The organism is Terriglobales bacterium (genome assembly GCA_035567895.1).
In the GTDB taxonomy this organism is placed as follows: Bacteria; Acidobacteriota; Terriglobia; order Terriglobales; family Acidobacteriaceae; genus Gp1-AA112.
Map to the genome: position 1 here is coordinate 77,759 of DATMPC010000058.1, position 23,707 is coordinate 101,465.

Sequence of the window (23,707 nt, forward strand, 5' to 3'; positions counted from 1 at the left end):
TCCAAGGACTGCGCTTGTTTAATCCCTTCCGAGTCGTTGGCGAATGACTGACAAACCGGCTGCCCCTCGAGTGGTTATCGCCGATGACCATTTAGGGATTGTGAATCAAGTGGCATCTTTGCTGGGCACGGAGTTTGACGTCGTAGCGACTGCGCACGACGGTATGTCTGCTCTGGATTGTGTGCGCCGCCTCGATCCAGACATCACTCTTCTAGACCTTTACATGCCTGGAATGAATGGGCTGGACGTTGCGAGAACTCTAAAAACATCCGGCGCCAGAACCGTAGCAGTAATCATGACCGGCTACAACGATCCCGAACTGGCCAAAGCTGCAATCGCGGCCGGAGCCATGGCTTTTGTGGCAAAGTCGCGGCTGTCGCAGGACCTGCTTCCCGCCATGCGTGCCGCGGCACAGGGATATGTTTTTGTCTCGAGGATTACAACAACAAAGAACTCCTGAGTGCTTGCTGAGGTGGACCGCTGATTTGCAGAATCGTAGCGGTCAATCGAGCCGAATGCGACTGCGCAGAAGTCAACCAGAGGCGCGTAGTTCCCAATGCAGACTTTACATGGCAAAGTACACTACAGTAAGATGTTGCCATGCGTATCAGAATGATTCTGCCTGCGCTGACCGAAGCCACAAGCCCTCTGTTCCGTCCGATCAAGTACTCACTCTTTCCGCCATTGGGATTGGCCACGCTGGCGGCGTATGCGGATCCGGAAGACAGGGTCACGATTACCGATGAGCACGTCGAGAGACTCAGGACGGATGATCAGCCAGACCTGGTCGTTATCCAGGTCTACATCACGTCGGCATTGCGCGCGTATCGTATTGCCGATTCATATCGCGCCAGGGGATGCTATGTCGTGTTGGGCGGACTGCATGTTACTTCGTTGCCGGACGAGGCCGCGCAGCATGCTGACACCATCTTTCTTGGTCCGGGCGAAGATACTTGGCCGCAGTTTCTGGGCGACTTTCGCAACCGGCAGCCGAAGAAGCGTTATCAGTCGCTACAGAGGAGCCTGCTCGAGTTGCCACCGGTGCGACGCGATCTGATCAAACGGCATTTATATCTGGTGCCGAACTCGATCGTGGTCTCGCGCGGCTGTCCTTACGTCTGCGACTTCTGTTACAAGGAAGCGTTCTTTCGCGGCGGCAAATCTTTCTACACGCAAACCGTAGACGCGGCGCTAGCCGAGATCGAACGTCTGCCGGGCAAGCATCTGTACTTTCTCGACGATCACCTCTTTGGCAACGTGCGCTTTGCAACGGCGCTGTTTGAGGGCATGCGTGGCATGGGACGTCTGTGGCAGGCGGCCGGCACGGTGAATTCTGTGCTCGCGCCTGATCTGCTGGAAAAGGCAGTCGCCTGCGGCTTGAGCAGCCTGTTCGTCGGATTTGAAACGACGAACGCCGACAATCTGCAAGAGCAGCACAAGGTGCAGAACATCCGGCGCGACTACAATGCGGCAGTCAAGCGCCTGCACGATCTCGGCGTAATGGTGAACGGCAGTTTTGTCTTTGGCATGGATCATGACGATCCATCAGTGTTCCGGCACACGATTGATTGGGCGGTCAGCCAGGGCATCGAGACGGCGACCTTTCATATCCTTACGCCGTATCCCAGCACAGCGTTGTACGAACGCATGGCAGCGGATGGCAGGCTGCTTCACAGCAACTGGGACGACTACGATACGCGGCACTGCGTCTTCAAGCCCAGAAAACTTCGTCCGCAGGAACTAGAAGAAGGATATTGGCGTGCGTACGAAGACTTCTATCGCTGGGGCTCCATCCTGCGCGGCGCTCGCGCAAAGCCAACCTTGCTAAGAAGTCTTCGCCACATCGCATACGCGGGAGCGTGGAAGAAATTCGAGCCACTGTGGGATTTGATCATCCGCACCAAACAAGTGAATCGGATACTCCCATTTCTCGAAGCCGTGCTGGACAATTTCCGCCAGGCCGAAAGGCCGCACGACCCTGAAACCTCGGCTTTACAGGGAGAGCAGTCCGTCCCGATTCTTGCGGCTGCCGACCTATACGATCGATGAAGTTCGAAGTCGCGTCTGAATAACTACCTGTCGCAAGGAGACGCAGAGGATGGCGAGCACGCGGATTCATCCAAAGATTGCATTTAACGGCACCTCCATCGGGGTGGAAGCCACTTTCAAGATCCAACTGGGAGTCCAGCACACCAATGAGGTTTGACACCGCCTATGGTCGGCTTCCAAAAACAAAGTTTCAAAGTTGCCGAAGACATCTATTCTGATTAAGGTCCTTTCTTAACACAGGACCGTGGTGTATTAAGGCTAAACTCGTTCTTAGCCGGAGGAGCTGGGCAATCAGTGGCGATAAAGATTCTTGTTGTCGATGATGAACGTTCCATCGCCGACAGTGTGGCAGAAATCGTTGGTGGCGCCGGATATGAGGCAGTAGCTGCGTATTCCGGAGCCGACGCTCTCGCCAAGGCCTCGGACTTTTGCCCAAATATCCTGCTCACTGATGTGCTCATGCCTGGAAAGAACGGTTTTGACTTGGCATTAGAGATTAAACAGTTGTGTCCAGGTGCGCGCCTACTCCTGTTCTCAGGGCAAGCCAGCACTGCACAGCTCGCTTCCGACTATGGCCCGATATTCACTAGTCGCGGATATCGATTCGAGCTGCTACCTAAGCCCCTGCATCCAGCATCTCTATTAAAGAAGTTGGAAGAGACGCTCATGCATGCCGCTTAGAAATTAGAGCCTCCTGAGCCTCAACCGGCAAGAGTGGCAACTCTCTCTCGCTGGGGTGCATCATTCTTTGGTGGCCGTTTCTCCCCCAACGGCCTGCTGCTTCTTGGGATTCTGTCAAAGACAAAGTTGTGGGCGTTATCGAGTTTTTCTCCTCGCAGGTTCGTCAACCCGACGACGAATTCATGAACATGATGGCAGGTATCGGCATTCAGATGGGTCAGGTCAGACATAGAGAACAGTTTGAGGACGCACGCACGAAATTGGCCGCGATTGTTGAGTCATCCGACGACGCGATCGTGAGCAAAGATTTGAACGGAATCGTCACCAGCTGGAACGCAGCCGCTGAACGCATCTTCGGCTACAGCGGCGAGGAGATCATAGGGCGTTCGATCACGCTGCTCATCCCGCCGGAGTTGCAGGATGACGAGATCCTGATCCTCTCCAAGATCAGAGCGGGGGAAAGAATCGAACACTTTCAAACTGTGCGTCTGCACAAAAACGGGACGCGCGTCGACGTCTCGCTGACAGTTTCGCCGATAAAGAACAAACAGGGACGGATTATCGGCGCGGCAAAAATTGCTCGAGACATCACGCAACAGAAAAAGAGTGAAGAAGCTGCGTTCCGACTGGCAGCTATCGTGGAATCGTCCGATGATGCCATCGTCAGCAAGGACCTGAACGGAATCATCCAAAGCTGGAACAAGGGCGCCGAGCGGATCTTTGGCTACATGGCGCAGGAAATCGTTGGAAAGCCAATCACGACCATTATTCCTGCAGAACTCCAGGCGGAAGAAGTTCAAATCATCTCAAAAATCAGGGCCGGAGAGAGGGTCGATCACTTTCAAACTCAGCGCGTCGCGAAGAACGGAGATCGGGTTGAGATTTCGCTCACGATTTCGCCGATCAAAGATCGGGACGGCAAAATCATCGGCGCGGCCAAAACTGCGCGAGATATCACGCAGCAGAGAAAGCTGGAGACCGCATTGCACACCAGCGAGAGGCTGGCATCTGTGGGCAGGCTGGCCGCCACAGTAGCGCACGAAATCAACAATCCTCTGGAAGCGATAACCAATTACATCTATTTGGCCAAACAGCACCCTGACCTCTCAGGGAAACTTAAACGCTATCTCGATTCTGCGGATCGTGAACTCGCCCGCGTCACGCATATTGCGCAGCAGACGCTCGGATTCTATCGCGACAATTCCCAACCGGTACCTCTCGTTATCGCCGATGTTATCGAAGACGTTCTCGCCATCTACGAGCGCAAGTTTGCGTACAAAGACCTGACTATTCAGCGAGACATTGAAAGTGGCCTTGCCGCTTGCACATTGCAGGGAGAACTCAAACAGATGTTGTCGAATCTGGTATCCAACGCAATTGATGCCTGCGACGAAGGCGGGAAAATTGTCATTCGCGCTCGCGAGTCCGAGGACTATCGATCGCATCGTCGGGGCATTCGAATCACCGTAGCCGACAATGGTGTTGGAATTTCAACTCAGGACAGTCTCAAAATCTTTACCCCCTTCTTTAGCACGAAGAAGGAGGTCGGAACTGGCCTTGGGCTCTGGATCACGAGGGATCTCCTCAACAAGAGAGGCGGGCACATCCGTTTCCGCAGCAGCCAATCTGCTCGCTCAGGTACGGCAATGAGCATCTTTCTGCCGATGACGACGTCAATGACAAATTCGGGAGCCGCCGCCTAGTGATTGGAACGATCGTTAGTTCTTCTTCCTTAGTGCCCTCTTTCTCCGAAACCCCGACGCTCTTTTTCAGTGCAGAAGTCGAATCGCAGTCTAGGTCGGTCAACGCCAAGGTCCAGTCTCGGCGTATTCTCGTAATCGATGACGAGGCCTCGATCGCAGATAGCTTGGCCGAGATTCTGACGTCGCACGGCTTCGAGGCACGTGCATTTTATGCGGGTCAGAAGGCTGTTGATTATGCCCGTGAGCAATGTCCGGATATCGTTTTATCCGACGTTGTGATGCCCAAACTAAACGGCGTCGACACAGTTCTTGCTCTACGTGAGATATGTCCGTCGATCCGCATCTTCCTCTTTTCCGGGCAGGCCGGCACTGGGAACATCTTGCAGCGCGCGCGTGCAAACGGCCATGAATTCGAACTGCTTCCCAAACCCCTGCACCCGGACAAGCTGCTGAAGAAGTTGCGTTCTTAGGAGTTTGTGGATTACCCACTCCCCGTTGAAGCCAATGCCCGTCCTTGGGTTTGTCTTTGAGATTCCTGAACCTAGTCGAGTAGCTCAGTCTATGGGTGGAGCAGCCCGTCCGAGAGTTGCCGCGCTTTGAGTGCGAGGTTGTGAGCACGCTCCAGATCCTGGTCTTTTAGCGCCGACTTGGCTTGGTTAATGTAACTGCGGATCTGTGACACGATGTTCAGCTCATCATTGGTCAGGGTGCGATTTAGGTTGCGCAGATTCTGTTCGGTGGAATCGAGCAGCTGAGTCGTCGTCTGCTGCGCTTTTGAGGCCGCCGCCTGTGACATGTCCGGCGAAATCTGTCCCACTCCCGGCTCCGGTGGGGGCGATGCCTTCGCAACTGTAGGGTTGGTAGCTGGGGGCGTTGTCGGCGGTGTTTTCTTATCTGTAGCTGGGGCTGTGGCCTGCTTCTGCCCGTTGGTGGCCGTACTCTTCCGCCGTTTGATCGGCGACGGTTTTTGAGGTTTGGTCTCAGGAGTCGGTGTCGGGGTCGTCGTAGCTGGTGGCTCAGTGGTTGGAGCGGTAGTCTCCGGGGCAGGAGTGGGCGCTGTCTGGGGCTGCTGCTGTGGAGCGGGTTCAGTAACGGTCGGCGCTTGAGCCTGGGCCGGCGGCACTTGCGGCTGCTTCTTCTTGCATCCCGAGAGCAGCAAGAGGGCGATCGCCAGCGCGATCATGCAGGAGCGCGAATAAAGAGGAGATTGCATGCTTATGACTGTGCCACCAGATCGCGCTGCTGTCCCTGCTCGGAGCTAACTAACGGGAGATTTAGGTAAAACGTTGTGCCTTCACCGCTGCGGGTATCGAAGTGCACTGATCCATTATGCAACTGGAGGATGCGATACGTCATCGCCAGACCGATGCCGCTGCCACTTTTTTTGGTGGTGAAGTAAAGGTTGAAGATCTTGTCGCGGATCGCCGGCGCTATGCCCGGACCTGTGTCCTGGATCTCAAGTTGAGCTTCACCATCGGAGCGCAGAGTTCGGAGCGTGAGGGTTCCTCCATTTTCCATTGCCTGCGCTCCATTGATCACGATATTGAGCAGCGCTTGCTTCATCAAGTCGATATCAACCTTAGCCGGCAGTGGCTCGGCGCCTATTTCGGTTTCGACGTGTACTCCCTGACGCTCGCAATCTGGTTTTGCGACGAACGCAACTTGCTCGACCAATGTGCGAAGGTCTGTCTCGGCCAGCCGCAGGTCCACCGGGCGCGTGAAGTCCACGAGAGTTTGAACTACGCGGTCGAGCCTTTGAATTTCCGCGCCGATAACATCCATATGTCTTTGCGTGTCGGCATCGGGTTCATGCAGCTTATTGCGCAGAATCTCCAAATGCACAACGATGGAGTTGATCGGATTCTTCACTTCGTGGGCCACGCCAGAGGTCAGCTTGCCGATGTTGGCCATACGGCGGGAAACTTCGATCTCGCCTTCGATCTTACGCACCGACTCCATGTCGCGCATGGTGAGCAGCCCGCCCAATTGCTGGCCGTCCTCCTCGATGAAATCCAGTGAGACCTGCACCTCAGTGCCATTGTCGCCGGTCATCTCTCGCATGTTCATGGGCTCGTGGGCGGCGAAAGCATTCAACACGGCGCGACCAAGCTGGGTGTGGCGCGAAAAAATCTGCTCTGCATAACTTCCCAACATTTCCGCACGAGGCTTGCCGAGAAACGACTCGATCGAGGCGCTTACTAGGACAGCGCGCTGGTCTTGTGTGAACAGCATCAGACCATCCTGAAGATTGGCCATGATTTGATCGACGTTCTCCTGCAGCGCCGTAAAGACCTCGTTCACCGTGCGCATCTGCCTTCCAATGCGTTCAATCTTCGAGCTGACGTTGCCGTATTCGTCGGTTCGAGTGAGTTCGGTCGGAGGTGCCGTCACGATTGCGCCTGCGCTCATCTCATCCAGGCGGCGCGAGATCGCGGCCAGCGGACGAAGCGCGAAGTTCGAGAGTCCCGCAGCGAGGATCAATGTGACCAGAATTGCGATGGCGGAAAACGTTAGAGCGCGGTTCAAAGAGTCTTGAAGCGTGTTCTTGATAAATACCGAAGAGATGCCAACCTGCGCCGACCCAAAAGGCTGGTTGTTGCGATCGAGCGGGATCTTGATGGCGTAGGTCTTAATCGGGCCGTAGACAAGTTGCAGTTGACGCCAGAAACGCGCACGCGCGAGCTCATGAAAGTCTGGCCGGTCGGGCACCGGTTTGCCGACCAGAAGAAAGTCGCTATGGAGAATCGCGCGACCATCGGGTCCGACTACTGAAGCGTCACTGATGATCTTGGAATAGCCGATCTGAGACTCAAGCAGATCGTTGAGTCCACCATCCATCTGCAGGCTCTCTTCGACGAAATCATTCACCTGCTTCTGATCCGAGGGATCGATTCGGGTAGCGTTGAGATCCCGGTCGATCGCGCCGCGCGTGAAGTGCACAATCTGGTTGACCGCAAATTCGCCGTCACTTACACCGTCGTTGATTACGTGGTGAACAAGCTGCGCGACGTAGATGGTCGAAAGCGTTACGACCACCGCAACCACCATCAGGCTGATTGCGATTACCAACTTGGTCTTTAGTCGCATTGGACTTCACAACTTCCGGTCAGAGCGCGCGCGGAGAGCTACTGGCTGGCAGCTTCCACCGCACTGCTGCCGTTGGAACCGTACTCCTTCAGTTTGTTGTGCAGAGTCTTCAGGCTGATGCCCAAAATCTCTGCTGCCCGTGTCTTGTTGTTGCTTGTGCTAGCCAGTGTACGCAAAATCAACTGCTTTTCCGCTTCTTCGACGGTTGTTCCCACGCCGAGATGTATTGCGTTGGGATCCATCTCTGCGGTCCTCACCTGCGCTGTACCGAATCCGGGCGGTAACTGCTTCATCTCCACTACTCTGCCGCTCGCCAGGATCACGGCGCGCTCGATCGTGTTTCTCAGCTCGCGGACATTTCCTGGCCAACTGTAACTTTGAAACGTTTTCATTACGGACTCATCAACCGCAGATACATCCGTGCCATGCTTCTCGTTCAGATCATTCAGTAACGCTTCGATCAGATCAGGCAAATCCTCTTTGTGTTCGCGCAGTGGGGGCATGTGAATGTTGAACACATTGAGCCGATAGTAAAGATCGTTCCTCAACTGGCCCGCTGCAACCGCCTCTTCTGGAACTTTGTTGGTTGCCGCCAACACACGAACATTCGCTTCAGTCTCAGCTTTGCTGCCCAGGCGCCGGAACTTTTTGTCTTCCAGGACACGTAGCAGTTTGGCTTGCGTGGCAATGGGCATCTCGCCGATTTCATCCAGGAGCAGCGTGCCTTCTTCCGCAAGCTCGAAACATCCGGCCCGCCGCTCGAGAGCTCCAGTGAAAGCTCCTTTTTCGTGACCGAAGATCTCGCTCTCGATGAGCGTTTCCGGAATCGCCGAGCAGTTGATTGCGATGAAAGGCTTCGCCTTTCGCGAACTTAGATCATGCAGAGTGCGCGCGACTACCTCTTTTCCCGTTCCACTCTCACCCGTAATGAGAATCGACGCCGTGGTAGGAGCGACGCGCTCAACCAATGCGAAGATCTCCTGCATCTTCTTTGATTTCCCCACCAAGCGGCCGAGTACACCGGAATTGCGCAGGTTCCTGCGAGTAACTTCGAGCTCGCGCTCGGTATCCTGGAGCAAGGACGCATTCTGCAGAATCGCCTTCAGACGCTTGAAATCGAGTGGCTTCGTAATGTAGTCGTACGCTCCCATCTTCATCGCTTCTACCGCCGCGGATATTTCAGCATTGGCGGTAACCACGACTACTTTGAGCTCCTGGGGCTGTTCGGCCAGCCTTTGAATCAGTTCCATGCCATCCATACGTGGCATGGCCAGATCGGTCACTACGATGGAGGGAGACCACGTAATGACCTTGTCCAAGGCCTCAAGTCCATCTTTGGCCATTTCTGTGCGGTAGCCCCATGAAGCCACCAATTCAGCGACGCCTGTGCGTGCAGGCTCTTCATCATCAACGATCAGTACTTTCTCGGGCATGCGAAAAGGGCTAAAAGCATTCAATTCCCAGCTTTCAGCGTTTTACAGGCTTCAGTGTACAAGCTATCATCCAGCTCTGCTGCCCGCAGGGGGAACTCGATTGACGACCGTCATTTAGCTTCGAAAACTAGCTTCGAAAACTGATGCCTTACAAACTTGAGATGCAGAACCGCTGGCTTAAAGGTCATTCCTTGGTTGCGGCTTGGCTCTCCGGGCAGCAGAACAACTCTGAAATGCATCCTAAGCTGTTGACGTAAATAGCTGCTCTATCCTGGATGGGTGATGCGTTTTTCCAAAGCTGCCGTTTTGCTGATGATGTTGCCGCTGTCTCTATTTGCGGCCAAGTTGCGCCAGATTGCCGTGCTGGATATCTCCGGCCGTCCAGGTTTTGAGACGCTCGCCTTTGCCAAGGGTTACTTAGTGATGGCTCACGACGGGGCTGCAAAGGTCGATATCTTTGATCCTGCCAAGCGGCGGTTTGTCGCGGAAATTTCCGGCATCGTGAGCCCCCGCGGCGTAGCGGTTGACGACGCGAGCGGACGCGTTTACATCGCCGACGCTGGTACCAATTCAATCGACGTGATTAACAGCAGCAACTGGCAGGTGGAGGAACGCATTTCGCTTAGCCGAGCGCCGGAAAATTTGCTCCTTCTCCCCGGCACGACGAACATCGTAGCGACTAATCCTTACGACCGTTCGCTCACGCTGGTAAGCCGGCAGATCAATCGCGAAATGCAGATCGTCAATATCGGCGGCGATCCCGATCTGATGGCGTACGATCCGATTCGGAACGCTATCTTCGTTACGGTGGAAGATCAAAATGCGGTGGTCGCATATCCGGCATCCCTGGAACGCGACGCTAAGCCGCTGCACACGATCAAGTTGAAGGCTTCTCAACCAACGGGAATCATCCTGATTCCTACAACGCGCACGTTGTTCGTGGCCGTACGATTCGCGGTTCTCGCTCTCGACGCTGATTCCGGAGCCGAACTGAGCCGCATACCTGTGGCCGCTGGCACGGATCGCTTATGGCTGGATTCCCCTGGAAACACCCTCTATGCCGCATCGAGCGATGGCACTGTTACGACGATGCGAGTCAATGGCCGCCAGCTGCAGTACGACAGTGAATTGAAAACAGACGTAAAAGGCCATAGCCTAGCCTTCGATCCAGAGCGGAAACTGATCTATGTTCCTGGTGGCAGCGAGGGCAGGTCGAAGATGGTTATCCTCAAGCAGTTCGGTGCTTTGCCGATGGTCTCTGAAGAAGTAGCCACTGCGGCCGTGTCGGGAACCCACTAGCCGCTGAGCATCAGATCCCAGAACTGAACGCGTCTTAAGCGTTCCTCACAAATTGTTTCTGTCATCACATCGGCTGTGAAGGTCAGAATTCCTACGCGAAGAAACATCGAGCAGCTACAGCTACAATGCAAGGTTCATCCCGGGGCCGCAAAGTCCTCAACAGGAGGTCTGCCATGTCCGCGATTATCGAATCAGCGCAAAAGACGTTGATTAACTACCGTACCGACGCCGGCATTGCCATTCTCGAAATCAACGATCCGCCAGCGAATACTTATACGTACGAGATGAACCGGCAGCTCGACGAAGGCATTCTGCGGGCGCGAATGGATCAGGATGTGTACGTGATCGTGCTCACCGGGGCCGGAGACAAATTCTTCTCGGCCGGCGCCAACATCAACATGCTCACTAGCGTCGACCCGACTTACAAGTACTATTTCTGCCTGCATGCGAACGAGACCTTGCTGAGATTGGAGAACACGCCGAAATTGGTGATTGCTGCGATCAATGGACACTGCGTCGGCGGTGGCCTTGAGATCGCGATGGCGGCGGATATTCGAATCGCGCGGAAGGACGCTGGCAAAATCGGTCTTCCCGAAGTGAACCTTGGAGTCCTGCCCGGCACAGGCGGAACGCAGCGACTGTCTCGGCTCGTGGGAAAATCGAAGGCCATTGAACTAATGGCATTGGGAAAGACGTTCATGTTTGCCGAAGCCAAGGAACTCGGTATCGTGAACGACGTCTTCGAGCGCGAAAACTTCATGCCAAATGTGCTCGAATATGCCCGTCAGTTCTGTCCTCCGAACAAGGCAGCGCTGGCTGTTGGTCGCATCAAGCGCGCGGTGCAGAGCGGGTGGGAGATACCGATCGAATCGGGCCTGGCTTTGGAGCGCGAGAACCAGCAACTTCTTTTCGAGAGTGACGACGCTAAAGAAGGACTCAACGCTTACATCGAGAAGCGTTCCGCAGTCTTCACCGCCAAATGAGCTATACGCTCGGCGAACTGATGGTTGCAGCGACCGCGCGCGAGATTCGCGATCGAGAAGTCGTCTTCGTCGGTATGCGCTTGCCGCTTATTGCGTTTGTAGTGGCCAAGCACACTCATGCGCCGAATTGCGTAGGGCTGTTCGAGAACGGAGTAATCCGCACCCAACCTGCGCCAGAATTGATCTACACGATGGCGGATCCGCCGAATCTGTTGAACGCTACGCAATGTCTGGACATGCTTGGTGTGATGAGTCTGCTTCAGTCTGGCCGCGTTGATCTCGGATTTCTGGGTGCTGCTGAAGTGGATCGTTTCGGGAATCTTAATTCCACACAGGTTCAGGGTAAACAGGGAATCGTGCGCCTGCCGGGCTCTGGAGGCGCATGCGATATCGCGTCGCTGGCGCATCGCTTTGTCGCCATGATCGACCATGAGAAGCATCGTCTGCCGGAGCGCGTGTCCTACATCACGAGTCCCGGTAATGGGAATGGAGCCGGATTCCGCAAGCGCGCTGGCCTTCCGCGTGGCGGTCCTTCAGCAGTGATCACGACTAAAGCAGTACTTCGCTTCGGTGAAGACGGCGAGGCATACTTGCATTCGCATCACCCGGACGTGGCAATCGATAACGTGATTGCCGCGACGGGATGGAAGCTTCGAGTGCCCCAAGACGTAGGTGAAACGCGACCGCCCACAGCGGCAGAGCTCAAATCAATTCGTGAGTATGACAAAGAGGGATTCTGGACCTCCTGAGAGCAGCTTCACGGTAATGTACCAATTGCCTTCAATGTTCTTGGGCTAAGCAGATGCCAGACTCCCAATCAACGCGACGAATTCAACTCCTCAGCGAACCTCCCTTCGCGCGCGTGTTGCTGACCCATGGCAAGCAGAATGTCATCGACGTTCAGATGATGGAGGAGCTGGCCCAAGCTCTGGCGGACATTGAATCTGAATCCGACATCTCTACCATCATCCTCTCTGGAGTAGGTGAACATTTTTCTGCGGGCGTTGATATCCCCTCGCACACTCCCGACAAAGCTGGAGAGATGCTGGGGAAGTTTCACGAGGTTATTCGCCGACTCGTCCGAACGACGAAGGTGACACTCGCGGTCGTGCGTGGCTACTGCCTGGGCGGAGGCGCGGAATTGGCGATGGTGTGTGACATTGTTGTGACTGCGGAGAGCGCCCATTGGGGATTTCCTGAGATTCAGCTCGGTTGCTATCCCCCGGTTGCTGCGGCTGCCCTCGCGGCGATTGTGGGTCAGAAGCGCGCCGCAGAGCTGGTACTCACCGGACGCACCTTTTACGGCAAAGAAGCTGCACAGCTGGGCCTCGCGAACCGAGCAGTTTCCATCAAGTTGGCCGAAGCAGTGTTGGACTACGAACAGCGTCTAAAGGTCCTTAGCCCCACTGCGTTAGCCCACGCCAAGCGCGCTCTCTATTCCTGGGACGCCGCTCATTTCGAAAAGGGTCTGGCGCGTGCCGAAGATATCTACCTGAAAGAACTCATTCAGACTGAAGACGCGCGCGAAGGGATTCTCGCCTGGATGGAAAAGCGCAAACCGCAGTGGAAGGGAAAATAGCTGTCACAATCCGCTGGAGCTACTGATTGCAATAACTGGTTCCGCACCGCAGTTTGAACCAGTCGAAGTCCATGCCTTGGGTGCGGAGCTGACCGCGGATCTTCGTTAACGCTTGCTGAATTCGCCCGGCAAGCATTGCGTTCTCTCGCATCCGCTGATAGTCCTCGCGGGCCGAACGCATATCTGATTCGTAATTAGCCTGGTACTCTCCTGCGCTGCGATAACCGTACCCATTCACGTTCTGATGAGCTTGTTCTCGAGCGTTGATGCGTTCATTCTCGTTTGCCGCTTTCGCTACCAGACCATCGTGCTTGTCGTACCATTCGTGAAGCACGTTCTCGGTCTCGGCGCGCGTGTGGCTCTTTCGGAACTCACTGCTAGCCTTCATGATTTCTTCAGTGTTGTCGGCGGTGGCAGCGACATCGGGAATAAGCGGTCTATGACTTCTCAATCGACTCGTCGTTCAAAACGACATGGGCCTGACCCGTTTTATGTGCTTTCGCCTGAGCCGCCATCTCCGCGAGTGACTTTGCAGGAGCAGACTGCGCCCAAATAGCAGCTTGGGCTAGACAAGCGACTGACAGGATAGAGAGGAGACGAATGGGGGACGTCATGGGCAAAGATGCTATGCCAAAGCTCTCTGCGGAACAGCATCACTAAAGTAATCTGCTGCCTGATTTGTTCATTTGCTTGTGCCAAATCGGTCCAATGGGCGCCATTGAGATGGATGAGCCCAGCCCTAAACACCCCTTCGTTATGATGATGACCGATGCCTAAACTTCGTTCCATGCACGACGCCGTCGCAGAGTTCGTACCCGATGGCGCGTCCGTCGCGCTTGGATTGCAGCTTGAGCAGATGATTCCGTTTGCTGCCGGTCATGAGATGATCCGACAGGAACGACGCGATCTGCGGCTGATTGGGCCCATCTCCGATTGCCTGTTCGATCAGCTCATTGGTGCAGGATGCGTGAAGGACATCGTTGCCGCCTGGGTCGGCAACGTCATGATGGGGCAAGCCTACAACTTTAGGCGCGCGGTCGAGGCCGGCGAGGTTCGCGTCTTCAACATGACAAACTTCACGATTGCGCTCGGCCTGCAGGCTGGAGCGATGGGTGTGCCTTTTTTGCCAACCCGGACAGCAATGGGTAGTGACGTACCTAAAGGCAATCACTTCTTCTATCAGATCATTTCCCCTTTTGAGCCAAAGGAGACGTTGCTCGCGGTGCGCGCAATCGTGCCCGACGTGACCATCGTCAACGTCCAGCGCGCGGATGCCGAGGGCAATGCACATTGCTGGGGAAACTTCGGAGTGATGGTTGAGGCAGTGCGCGCAGCGAAAAAAGTGATCGTCGTTGCGGAGGAGATTGTCGATCCGGAAGTGATCGCAAGCGACCCTAACCGCACGGTGATCCCCGGATTTCTCGTTTCGGCGGTCGTGCACGAGCCTTTCGGCGCTCATCCTTCGCCGGTGCAGGGCTATTACAGTCGCGATAATGAGTTCTTTCGCGCATATCACTCCGAAACGAAGAGCCCCGAAACTTTTATGCAGTGGCGATCAAAATGGGTTGATGGAGTGCAGGACCGCGGTGAATACTTGAAACTACTAGGAGACCAGCGCATAAACAGTCTGGGTGTGAAGAAGCACGCCTATTCTGCGCCTGCTGATTACGGATACTGACCGGGGAAGAGCGAACACGAAGGTCACGAAGGATAAAAGCGGAGGTCACAAAGAACCTCCGTGACCTCTTGTTTTAGCCTTTGTGCCCTTCGTGTTCGCTCTTCCCGGGTTGAAGGCATGGACTACGAAATCCAACCTGAAGAAGTAAAGCGCCTGCGCGATGCGGGCGAGGAGTTTACCTTTCTCGATTGTCGCGAGCCTTGGGAGTATCAGGCTGCCCATATCGAGGGCACGAAGCACATTCCCATGCAGGACATTCCGGCGCGCCTTCAGGAGCTTGATCCGGATGACCGCATCATCGTGATCTGCCACCACGGCGTGCGCTCGATGAACGTAACCGCCTGGCTGCGCCAGCAGGGATACGAAAAGGCGCAATCCGTCTCCGGCGGCATTGACCGCTGGTCACGGACCGTGGACTCCAAGGTTCCGACCTATTGAGCGAATCCAGGCTTGCGATTCGTTCCCACGATGGCTTTGGCAGCGCGTAATCGAAGAGTTGGATAGTTTACTCTAGAGTTACTATTAATCTGCTCGGGACAAGGGTGTTTTTGTCCCGTGAGCCTCTCTTGTGTTTTCAGCAGCTTAAGCTTGTCCCGCTGTCCCAACCTCCTAGGGGCTTGGGACAGCGGGACAAGCTCCAACAATCCGTTCTGGAATGACCAGTGAGCATGTGCAGTGAGTACTCGAAAGTAAACACCTTACCCCTTCCTCCAGAAAGAGCTCGTACGCCGAAGCCGCCAGCGAGAAGGGATGTATGCTTAGTAGTTTTCCTAATGAAAAAAGAGCTAATCGAACTGCGAGTGAATGGCCGAAGGCGCGAAGTCGCCATCGAGCCCTCGAAGCTGCTGCTCGACACCCTTCGCGAGGACCTTCAGCTTACCGGTTCGAAGCGTGGCTGCGACGACTCGTCATGCGGTGCCTGCACGGTACTGGTCGACGGCACTCCGATGCTCTCGTGCACGATTATCGCTGCTTCGTTCTCGACGGACGAGGAGGGCCAGGCCCCCGAGATCACGACCGTAGAAGGCGTTGCCGAGCACGGCGCTATGGCGGCGATCCAGAAGGCGTACGGAGATTGGGGAGGGGCCCAGTGTGGATATTGCACGCCCGGGTTCATCATGACTGTGAAGGCCCTGCTCGAGCGCAATCCCGAACCGAGCGACGAAGACATTCGCCACGCCCTTAGCGGCAACCTCTGCCGCTGCACTGGCTATACGCAGATGTATCAGGCCATCAAAGCCGCGATTCGCGCCGAGCAGGAAGGGATCGCTGCGGCGAGAAGATAGCAAAGGGAACATGTCAGAGTTTTCAGTTATTGGAAAGTCGGTCGCGCTCATCGACTCTGCGGGGAAGACTACCGGAGCAGGGAAGTACGCTGACGATCTCTCCCTTCCCGGAATGCTCATCGGCAAGATCCTGCATTCACCCCATCCGCATGCCGTGATCAAGCGCATCGATGCAACACGCGCTCGTGCCCTCGATGGCGTCGTTACCGTTGTCACCGGACAGGACGCGCCCAATAAGTACGGAATTCTCCCCGTTGGACACGACGAAACCGCGCTTGCTGTAGATAAAGTGCGCTATGTCGGTGACAACGTGGCTTGCGTAGTTGCTGAATCGGAGTCGATTGCGGAGCGCGCGATCGAACTCATTGATGTGGAATACGAGCCATTGCCCGCGTACTTCGACCCGGAAAAGTCGATGAAGGCCACGTCGGACTTCATTCATCCGGAAAAGCCGAACAACATCGAGAAGGATTATCACCACCTCTTTGGTGATCCAGATCAAGGCTTTCGCGAGGCAGCGTACATTCTCGAAGGGCGATATCTGGCGAACGAGGTGACGCACGCAGCCATGGAGCCTCACTCTACGCTGGCTAGCTTCGAGTTTGATTCCCAAACTGGGCAGCCGGGACGCCTGACCGTCTGGTCGTCAACCCAGGTTCCGTACTACCTCCAGCACAAGCTTTCGATTGTGCTGGAGATACCAATGGCGCAGATTCGGGTCATTAAACCGCTTGTTGGAGGGGGTTTCGGCGGCAAGAGCGAGATTATTCCGTTGGAGATCATCTCGGCGGTCGCGGCTCGCAAAGCTAAAGCTCCTGTGAAGATCACCTACACACGAGAAGAGGTCTTCTGGGCGCACCGGGGACGTCCGCGAACCATCATTGATCTTAAGACGGGAGTCCAGAAAGACGGCCGCATTATGGCTGTTGCGGCGCGCGTAATTCAGGATGGCGGCGCTTATTGCTCCTATGGAGTAGTCACAATCCTCTATTCAGGGGCGCTTTTAGGAGCGTTATACGACATTCCCAACATCCGTTATGACGGATATCGGGTCCTCACAAACAAGCCCGCATGCGGCGCCATGCGCGGACATGGCACGGTAAACGTCCGCTTCGCCTTTGAATCGCAACTCGATGAATTGGCGGCGGCGATCCACATGGATCCTGCTGAAATTCGTCGTGTGAACCTGCTGAAGCCCCCATGCATCACGGTTAACGGCCTCCGCGTGCAGAGTTATGGGCTTCCGGAGTGCATAGACAGGGTTCTTGAGGGCTCGCAATGGGCCTCCCGAAAGGGGAAATTGGGTCACGGACGCGGACTCGGCATGGGCTGTAGTCACTATGTAAGCGGCGCTGCTAACTCGATTATCCGGTCGGATATGCCGCATTCCACAGTGAATATCAAGATCGATCGTGACGGTGGCGTCGTTGTATACACCGGCGCATCGGACATCGGCCAGGGATCGGACACGATGATCGCCCAAATTGTGGCTGAAGTGCTCGGCTGCAAGCTATCGCGAGTGAAGGTTGTAGCGGCCGATACGGACCTTACGCCGGTCGATATAGGCTCTTATTCGAGCCGTGTGACGTTCATGAATGGCAACGCAGCCAAGCGGGCGGCGGAAGGTGTGAAGCAAAAGATTGTTTCTGCGGCTGCTAAGAAGATGGTTTGTGCGCCGGAAAATGTCGTTATGCGCGACGATATGGTGAACACAATCGGCACGGCTTCCGTACTTCCGGCCACCGAAACCACCGTCTCCGGCCGCGTCGAAGGGCAGATTCTGCGCCATTCTGTGCAGCAAAAGCGCAAGGATGAAGGCCCTAAGGACAGCATGTCGTTCGAGGAAGCCGTTGTTGCGGCCATCGATTTCAGCGGTGCGCTTACGGGAACGGGGTCTTATGCGCCGCCTCCAGAGGCTCGTGGAGGCAAACATAAGGGCGCTGGAGTCGGTCCTTCGCCGGCGTATTCGTACTCTGCGCAGGTCGCTGAGGTCAGTGTGGACGAGGAAACGGGGGCCGTTACGGTCCACAAAATCTGGGCTGCGCACGATTGCGGACGCGCTTTGAACCCGGTCAGCGTCGAAGGACAGGTCATTGGCTCCGTCTGGATGGGTTTAGGGCAGGCCTTACAGGAAGAAATGGTGTGGAAAGATGGCCTGTTAATGAACCCTGGACTGCTCGAATACAAGTCTCCGTCGGCGGTTGAATCGCCCGATATCGTCACTTATATCGTCGAAAGCGTCGATCCCGAGGGCCCTTTTGGCGCCAAAGAAGCGTCGGAAGGATCACTCGCGGCGTGCATTCCCGCCATTTCCAACGCAATTTTCGACGCGATCGGCGTGCGTTTGAGGGAAGCTCCGTTCACTCCAGACCGCGTTTTAGCGGCAATTAAGGCGCGAAATGAGGCAGAAAAAACAGGTTTTCGAGGCACAAATGAGGCTGTAAAGCCCACCCAATTTCGCGAGCACGGCGGCAGTCTGTGGTTCAAAGGACGCGGGCCAATTCGCCATCCGGCAGACCCGGCTCGGGCTGGAACGACGACTGAACCGGTGGCGGGGGACGATTAATGTTATCGGCCCGTTTCGGGAATGACCCGTCCTTCCACTGCTCGTCTCATCTAGCAGGGACTCTCAACGCCTGTCATCCTGAGGCCCTCCCGGAATTCTTCGGACTTAAACGCCGTATCGCGGCTTTTCCACGACGTTCTTGGCCGAAAAGCCAATCAAGCGCAATTAAGTTTGAAGCATCCCGGGAGGTCCTTCGGCCAAAAGAGGGCCTCAGGATGACAGTGCATAGGGGTGTTCAGGGTGCTCGGCAGAACGACACTCGAAGAACCAGGAATCCCGCGTGAGCCTCCCCCCATTCAAACTCCTGCGTCCACGAACAATCGAAGATGCCGTTCGGTATCTCTCCGAACACGCTCCCGACATTCAGATCATCGCTGGCGGCACCGATCTGCTGCCGTCGATGAAGCAGCGGCTGTTTGCTCCGAATTATCTGCTGGACATTCGTGGTATCGACGAGCTGCGTAGTATCCGTTCCATTCCGGGACACGGTACCGAGATCGGCGCACTGGTCACGCTCAGTACGATCGAAGATTCTGAGTTCATTCGTCGGAGTTATCGCGTGTTACGCGAAGCGGTGGCTACCGTTGCTTCGCCGATCCTGCGCAATATGGGCACGATCGGGGGCAATATCTGTCTTGATACGCGTTGCCTCTGGTACAACCAATCGCTCACCTGGCGCAAATCTTGCGGTTTTTGCATAAAGAAGGATGGCGATCTGTGCCATGTTGCTCCCGGAGGCAAGAAGTGCTGGGCAGTGTTTTCGGCAGATTCGCCGGCGGCGTTGCTATGTCTCGAAGCGGAGTTGGAAATCGCCGGGCCAACCGGCAAGCGCCGTGTTCCGCTAGCCCAGTTCTACACCAACATCGGCGACGCGCGTATGAAGCTGGCGCAGAACGAGATGCTGACCCGTGTCTTTCTTCCAGAACGCATGGCGGGATACGACGGCGTCTATCAAAAGCTGCGGCTAAGGGGATCGATCGACTATCCGCTCGCGGGAGTCGCTGCCGCGCTCAAGAAGAATGCGCAAGGCCTCATCGAAGACGCGCAAGTGGCGATTACTGGAGTGAATCCGGCCCCGCTGCTGGTGAGCGAAGCGCGGCACGCGCTGGCAGGCAAGGTGGTCAACGATCACTCGGCGGCTGTGGTTGGTGAGTTAGCAGCGAAAGTGGCTAAGCCGCTTACAACATCGTTGCTTACTCCTGAGTATCGGCGCGAAATGATTCGCGTGTTTGCGAAACGCGCGGTGCTTGGCGCCGGGACTACGAAGAATGGAACTCCAAGCTGGGCCTAATATGACTCATGACTTCAGCCAGAGGACCGGGAAGCTATGTCCTAGTTTCCGGAAATCGGAGTCGCTGGTTACAAGCGTAGCTTTGTGCTCGATCGCTAGCGCAGCAGCAAAGCTATCGACGTAGTAAAGCTTGTATTGATTCTTAAGATCGGCGGCTTGAACGCACCTGGGAAGAGTTGCATCGAGAAGGCTGATGGGTAAAGATCGTACCGCGTTCATCGTTACCTGAGCCTGGTTCGAGCCATGCTCGCGCGCGATTTTGCCGTAGACTTCGGCATAGTTCACTGCTGACATCAGTACCTGCGCGTGCTCCCGCATTGCCTCTTTCAAAACGTCGTTCACTTTGGATGCGCCTGGTTTTTTCTGAAGAAAAACAAACACGGCGCTGGCATCCAACACGTATGTCTTCACTTGTCGCGCTTGCCTTCTTCGCGATGCTCCTTCTCCCAGCCGGCCAGCAGGTCTGGCCCTTCGCTCAAACATCCCATGAGCCGGTCGACGTACTCCTCTGTAATGGGCTGCAGGACAATGCGGCCTAGATGATCCTCCAAAAATCTGACCCTGGTGCCGGTCTCAATCCCATGCTTCCGCCGAAGTTCTGCAGGGACCACAAGTTGGCCTTTAGAGGTAAAGGTAGCACTTAGATCCTTCATGCCTTACATTATATCAGAAGTAAGATGTAAGAGTCCTCTGAGGATGTCACTCAGTAGCCATTCGCTTGTCGAGGCTGGTCTCCGTATCATCGCTTGGATGTTCCGTGAACTCTGAAACGAGATGATCACCGACTGCCACGTTCACATTCAGCCTGTGGAGATGTTCAAGCCGGCGGCTTTGGCTGTGATGAAGAAGAAGCGGGCGAACTTCGACGAAATCGTCGAATTCTGCCGGTCGCCTAAGAAGTTTCTTCATCACCTCGATCAGATTGGCGTCGATCGGGCGGTCCTCATCAACTATGTGGCCCCGGAGTTGATGGGTTTTACGCCTGAGGTCAATGAGTTTGTTGCCAAGTATGTGAAGGAAGACCCGAAGCGATTGATCCCGTGTGGCAGCGTGCACCCGCGACACACTAGCAATGTCGAGCGGGATATGAAGCAGATTGTGCGGCTCGGCATACGCATGATCAAAGTGCATCCGCCTCACCAATTGCTCTATCCCAACGATTACTTGAACGGCGTGAAAGAGTTGGGGACGATCTATCGTGTAGCCGAACAAAACGGCATTCCCATAATGGTTCATACCGGAACGTCGATTTTTCCTGGAGCACGAAATAAATACGGCGATCCGATCTATGTCGACGATGTGGCAGTCGATTTTCCTGAACTGAAAATCCTGCTTGCCCATGGCGGACGTCCGCTCTGGATGCAGACAGCGTTCTTTTTGGTCCGGCGGCATCAGAATGTCTACTTAGACATAAGCGGCATCCCTCCAAAGACTCTGCTCAAGTACTTTCCTCGGCTGGAAGAAATTGCGGACAAGACGCTGTTCGGTACGGACTGGCCGGGGCCAGGCGTGCCCGAGATCAAGCAGAACCTCGAGGATTTTCGCAGTCTGGCCATTAGTGAGGCGGTCAAACAGCAGATCCTGAGTAGGACGGCTTTGTCGATCTGGCCGGCCTAAAACCGACGAGGCGAACACGGACGAGGCGAACACGAAGGTCACGAAGGGAATTGAAGAGGTCACGAAGACAGCAGGGACTTAGGTTCTGGGCCGATAGATCTCTGTTCCAACATTGTTTAGCACATGCTGTAGCAAAACGCGGCTCTAGACAACTTCAACCAAGCTTCGCGACCTCCGTTGTTGCCTTCGTGACCTTCGTGTTCGCCTCGTCGGTTTGCCGGGTCTAAGAGTTTTCGTTTATAACAATGAGTTGCTCTCTGCGCGATGCGACTCACTGTGTTCGCGTGCTCGCCTTCGTTCGAATCGAGAGCGTTCGAGGTTTCCATGTCCACCACGCCAGCCACAAAGGGTCTTGAGGGAATCGTAGCCGCTAATTCGGGGATTTGTTACATCGATGGAGACGAGGGAGTTCTCGCCTATCGCGGCATCGACATCCACGAACTCGCTCAGAACTCCAACTTTGAGGAAGTCTGCTACCTCCTGTGGTTCGGTAATCTTCCGAAAAGGGAAGAGCTAGAGCATTTCCGGCAGCGGCTAGGAGAGTCGCGGAAACTCGATCCCGGCGTTATCGAGATGATGCGGAACTTCCCCAAAAACGCTACGCCGATGGAGGTTCTGCGAACCGCAGTCTCGGCGCTCTCTTTCTATGATCCCGACGAGAAGGCAGTCGATCACGACTCGAATGTGCGCAAAGCGTATGCGCTTACTTCGCAGATCGCGATGATCGTTGCGACTTATGATCGAATCCGAAAAGGGAAGAAGGTTGTCGATGCCGATCCGAAGCTTTCCCACGCTGCCCACTTCCTGTTGCAGCTTACCGGCGAGAAACCTTCTTCAACCGCAGAAAAAGCTCTCGATATCGCTCTCATTCTTCATGCTGACCACGAACTGAATGCTTCCACCTTCGCTGCTCGGGTGACGGCCGCGACGTTATCAGACATGCATTCCGCCATTACCAGTGCAATCGGTGCATTAAAAGGGCCGTTGCACGGCGGGGCAAACGAGGCGGTGATGCGCATGCTCTTCGCGCTGGATAAGGCAGGGCAGGACCCGGTGGAGCATGTGAAAGGTCTCTTGGCACAGAAGAAGAAGATCTCGGGATTCGGGCATCGCGTCTACACAACCGAAGACCCGCGCGCCACGCACCTGCGCAAGATGTCGGAGGATCTAGGACGCTCCAGCGGCAATCCGAAGTGGTTCGAGATGTCGCGCAAGATCGAGAAGTACATCAACGCTGAAAAGAAGCTCAATGCCAATGTGGACTTCTATTCTGCCTCGACCTATACCACTTTAGGACTCGACGTCGATCTGTTCACTCCTGTGTTTGCCGTCTCCCGGATTTCAGGCTGGGCCGCGCACGTAATCGAGCAACTCGATGACAATCGCCTGATTCGTCCTCGTGCCGAGTATATTGGGCCGCGTTATCCGAGTAAGTACGTGCCGATGGAAAGGCGGTAAGCATGGGCGTTCTCTTCGTGCCCCCTGCACTGTCATCCTGCGGCCCGTCGTTGACCGAAGGATCTCCCTTGATGTTTAAGGCTAGATTGCCTCATGGCGTTTTGGCCCAGATTCTCAACCAGAAAGCCGGGATATGGCGAGTAAGCTGGATGCGTTCCGGGAGGTCTTTCGTCCAAAAGAGGGCCTCAGGATGTCAGGGATAGAGGGGTTCTGTCTCTCCCGGCCACGCGGAATGGCATATCCAAGTGGCATTTGCCATTTTGAAATGGCATAATAAGTCTATGAATATTCGGGTGGATAAGGCGGGGCGAATCGTCCTTCCCAAGCCGGTGCGGGATCGTCTGGGACTAAAGGCCGGCGCTAGTCTTGAGATCTCTGAAAACACCGAAGGGCTCTTCCTGCGGCCAACTGTCTCCCGAAGTAGTCTGGTCAAGCGCAACGGAAGATGGGTCTACACCGGCAAGGCTCCTCGGCAAATCAATTGGGAGCGTCTCGTTGAAGAAGACCGCGAACTTCGCGACAGGGAACTGTTCGAGCGGTGAAGGTTTACGTCGATACCAACATCGTTGTCGCCAGTATCGTGGATACTCACATCCACTATCAGCAGTGCAAGCCGCTGATGGACGACATCGGCAGAGGAAAGTATCAAGGTTTCATCAGCGGGCACGGTCTAACCGAAATCTATTCCGTGATGACTCGAACACCTTTCGTTCCGCGCTTCCGACCAATCGATGTTTGGCAAATTCTAGTAGACGATATTCTTCCCGCGCTTCAATTCGTTGCGCTAAGCAACAGTGATTATCGAAACATCGTTCAAGACTGCGCGAGCATGGGATTCGTAAGTGGTCGCGTTCATGATCTCGCGCACTTGCGTGCCGCCGAGAAGGCAGGCTGCCAGCGAATATACACGTTCGATGTGCGGGGTTTTCAAGTTCTTGCTCCGAACCTGAGCAGCCGTATTGTCATGCCACAGTAGTTAGACCATTCGCCTACAATA

24 protein-coding genes are annotated in these 23,707 nt (G+C 55.3%); 18 read left to right on the forward strand and 6 right to left on the reverse strand.

The window, feature by feature from the left end; translation table 11 throughout:
- The first annotated feature begins 43 nt into the window (after positions 1-43).
- The 5 genes from VNX88_11305 (at position 44) to VNX88_11325 (ending at position 4,903) form a co-directional block, all read left to right on the forward strand.
- Entirely contained in the window at positions 44-460 is a 417-nt protein-coding gene (locus tag VNX88_11305) for a response regulator transcription factor (GenBank protein HWY69246.1), read from the forward strand.
- Positions 461-600: 140 nt separating this feature from the next.
- Positions 601-2,049 carry a radical SAM protein gene (locus tag VNX88_11310; GenBank protein ID HWY69247.1) on the forward strand — a complete coding sequence of 483 codons (1,449 nt, stop codon included), beginning with the start codon at positions 601-603 and terminating at the stop codon, positions 2,047-2,049.
- A 294-nt stretch (positions 2,050-2,343) separates the two neighbouring features.
- The gene (locus VNX88_11315; protein ID HWY69248.1) at positions 2,344-2,730 is read left to right on the forward strand and encodes a response regulator; all 387 of its coding nucleotides are present in this window, start codon (positions 2,344-2,346) and stop codon (positions 2,728-2,730) included.
- A gap of 128 nt (positions 2,731-2,858) precedes the next feature.
- A complete protein-coding gene (locus tag VNX88_11320) occupies positions 2,859-4,433 on the forward strand; it encodes a PAS domain S-box protein (GenBank protein ID HWY69249.1) in 1,575 nt (524 codons plus the stop codon).
- A 32-nt stretch (positions 4,434-4,465) separates the two neighbouring features.
- Positions 4,466-4,903, forward strand: a complete 438-nt coding sequence (locus VNX88_11325; GenBank protein HWY69250.1) for a response regulator — start codon at positions 4,466-4,468, stop codon at positions 4,901-4,903.
- A gap of 89 nt (positions 4,904-4,992) precedes the next feature.
- Here the strand turns inward: VNX88_11325 and VNX88_11330 are convergent, their stop codons facing one another.
- From VNX88_11330 to VNX88_11340, 3 genes are read right to left on the reverse strand one after another with little or no spacing between them, the layout of a single operon-like run.
- Positions 4,993-5,646 (reverse strand): hypothetical protein, encoded by a 654-nt coding sequence (locus tag VNX88_11330; GenBank protein ID HWY69251.1) that lies wholly within the window; start codon positions 5,644-5,646, stop codon positions 4,993-4,995.
- 2 nt (positions 5,647-5,648) lie between these two features.
- Positions 5,649-7,520 (reverse strand): ATP-binding protein, encoded by a 1,872-nt coding sequence (locus tag VNX88_11335; protein ID HWY69252.1) that lies wholly within the window; start codon positions 7,518-7,520, stop codon positions 5,649-5,651.
- Positions 7,521-7,558: 38 nt separating this feature from the next.
- Positions 7,559-8,953, reverse strand: coding sequence for a sigma-54 dependent transcriptional regulator (locus VNX88_11340; GenBank protein ID HWY69253.1), 1,395 nt, complete (start codon positions 8,951-8,953; stop codon positions 7,559-7,561).
- 282 nt (positions 8,954-9,235) lie between these two features.
- On the opposite strand from VNX88_11340, the gene VNX88_11345 reads away from it, so the two are divergent.
- The 4 genes from VNX88_11345 (at position 9,236) to VNX88_11360 (ending at position 12,814) form a co-directional block, all read left to right on the forward strand.
- A complete protein-coding gene (locus tag VNX88_11345) occupies positions 9,236-10,252 on the forward strand; it encodes a YncE family protein (protein HWY69254.1) in 1,017 nt (338 codons plus the stop codon).
- Positions 10,253-10,425: 173 nt separating this feature from the next.
- On the forward strand, positions 10,426-11,235 hold the full coding sequence (locus VNX88_11350; GenBank protein ID HWY69255.1) for an enoyl-CoA hydratase/isomerase family protein: 810 nt from the start codon (positions 10,426-10,428) through the stop codon (positions 11,233-11,235).
- Positions 11,232-11,984: a CoA-transferase gene (locus VNX88_11355; protein HWY69256.1), complete on the forward strand. Its 753-nt coding sequence runs from the start codon at positions 11,232-11,234 to the stop codon at positions 11,982-11,984. The genes VNX88_11350 and VNX88_11355 overlap by 4 nt, the downstream gene beginning before the upstream one ends.
- Before the next feature lie 53 nt (positions 11,985-12,037).
- A complete protein-coding gene (locus tag VNX88_11360; protein HWY69257.1) occupies positions 12,038-12,814 on the forward strand; it encodes an enoyl-CoA hydratase/isomerase family protein in 777 nt (258 codons plus the stop codon).
- Positions 12,815-12,833: 19 nt separating this feature from the next.
- On the opposite strand, the gene VNX88_11365 is transcribed toward VNX88_11360, so the two are convergent.
- Positions 12,834-13,202 carry a hypothetical protein gene (locus VNX88_11365; GenBank protein ID HWY69258.1) on the reverse strand — a complete coding sequence of 123 codons (369 nt, stop codon included), beginning with the start codon at positions 13,200-13,202 and terminating at the stop codon, positions 12,834-12,836.
- A gap of 381 nt (positions 13,203-13,583) precedes the next feature.
- Between VNX88_11365 and VNX88_11370 the strand changes: the two genes are divergently transcribed.
- The 5 genes from VNX88_11370 (at position 13,584) to VNX88_11390 (ending at position 19,635) form a co-directional block, all read left to right on the forward strand.
- The gene (locus tag VNX88_11370; GenBank protein ID HWY69259.1) at positions 13,584-14,492 is read left to right on the forward strand and encodes a CoA-transferase; all 909 of its coding nucleotides are present in this window, start codon (positions 13,584-13,586) and stop codon (positions 14,490-14,492) included.
- 117 nt (positions 14,493-14,609) lie between these two features.
- Positions 14,610-14,930, forward strand: a complete 321-nt coding sequence (locus VNX88_11375) for a rhodanese-like domain-containing protein (GenBank protein ID HWY69260.1) — start codon at positions 14,610-14,612, stop codon at positions 14,928-14,930.
- 335 nt (positions 14,931-15,265) lie between these two features.
- Entirely contained in the window at positions 15,266-15,778 is a 513-nt protein-coding gene (locus VNX88_11380; protein HWY69261.1) for a (2Fe-2S)-binding protein, read from the forward strand.
- A 10-nt stretch (positions 15,779-15,788) separates the two neighbouring features.
- Entirely contained in the window at positions 15,789-18,344 is a 2,556-nt protein-coding gene (locus VNX88_11385) for a molybdopterin cofactor-binding domain-containing protein (protein HWY69262.1), read from the forward strand.
- A gap of 280 nt (positions 18,345-18,624) precedes the next feature.
- Complete coding sequence (locus VNX88_11390; protein HWY69263.1) at positions 18,625-19,635, forward strand: FAD binding domain-containing protein; 1,011 nt, start codon at positions 18,625-18,627, stop codon at positions 19,633-19,635.
- A gap of 6 nt (positions 19,636-19,641) precedes the next feature.
- On the opposite strand, the gene VNX88_11395 is transcribed toward VNX88_11390, so the two are convergent.
- On the reverse strand, positions 19,642-20,046 hold the full coding sequence (locus tag VNX88_11395; protein ID HWY69264.1) for a type II toxin-antitoxin system VapC family toxin: 405 nt from the start codon (positions 20,044-20,046) through the stop codon (positions 19,642-19,644).
- Complete coding sequence (locus VNX88_11400) at positions 20,043-20,288, reverse strand: AbrB/MazE/SpoVT family DNA-binding domain-containing protein (protein HWY69265.1); 246 nt, start codon at positions 20,286-20,288, stop codon at positions 20,043-20,045. Before VNX88_11400 ends, VNX88_11395 begins: the two co-directional genes overlap by 4 nt.
- A 121-nt stretch (positions 20,289-20,409) precedes the next feature.
- On the opposite strand from VNX88_11400, the gene VNX88_11405 reads away from it, so the two are divergent.
- The 4 genes from VNX88_11405 (at position 20,410) to VNX88_11420 (ending at position 23,686) form a co-directional block, all read left to right on the forward strand.
- Positions 20,410-21,252, forward strand: a complete 843-nt coding sequence (locus tag VNX88_11405) for an amidohydrolase family protein (GenBank protein ID HWY69266.1) — start codon at positions 20,410-20,412, stop codon at positions 21,250-21,252.
- Positions 21,253-21,576: 324 nt separating this feature from the next.
- A complete protein-coding gene (locus VNX88_11410) occupies positions 21,577-22,710 on the forward strand; it encodes a citrate synthase (GenBank protein ID HWY69267.1) in 1,134 nt (377 codons plus the stop codon).
- A 281-nt stretch (positions 22,711-22,991) separates the two neighbouring features.
- A complete protein-coding gene (locus VNX88_11415; protein ID HWY69268.1) occupies positions 22,992-23,252 on the forward strand; it encodes an AbrB/MazE/SpoVT family DNA-binding domain-containing protein in 261 nt (86 codons plus the stop codon).
- Complete coding sequence (locus VNX88_11420; protein ID HWY69269.1) at positions 23,249-23,686, forward strand: PIN domain-containing protein; 438 nt, start codon at positions 23,249-23,251, stop codon at positions 23,684-23,686. Before VNX88_11415 ends, VNX88_11420 begins: the two co-directional genes overlap by 4 nt.
- The last annotated feature ends 21 nt before the right edge of the window (positions 23,687-23,707 follow it).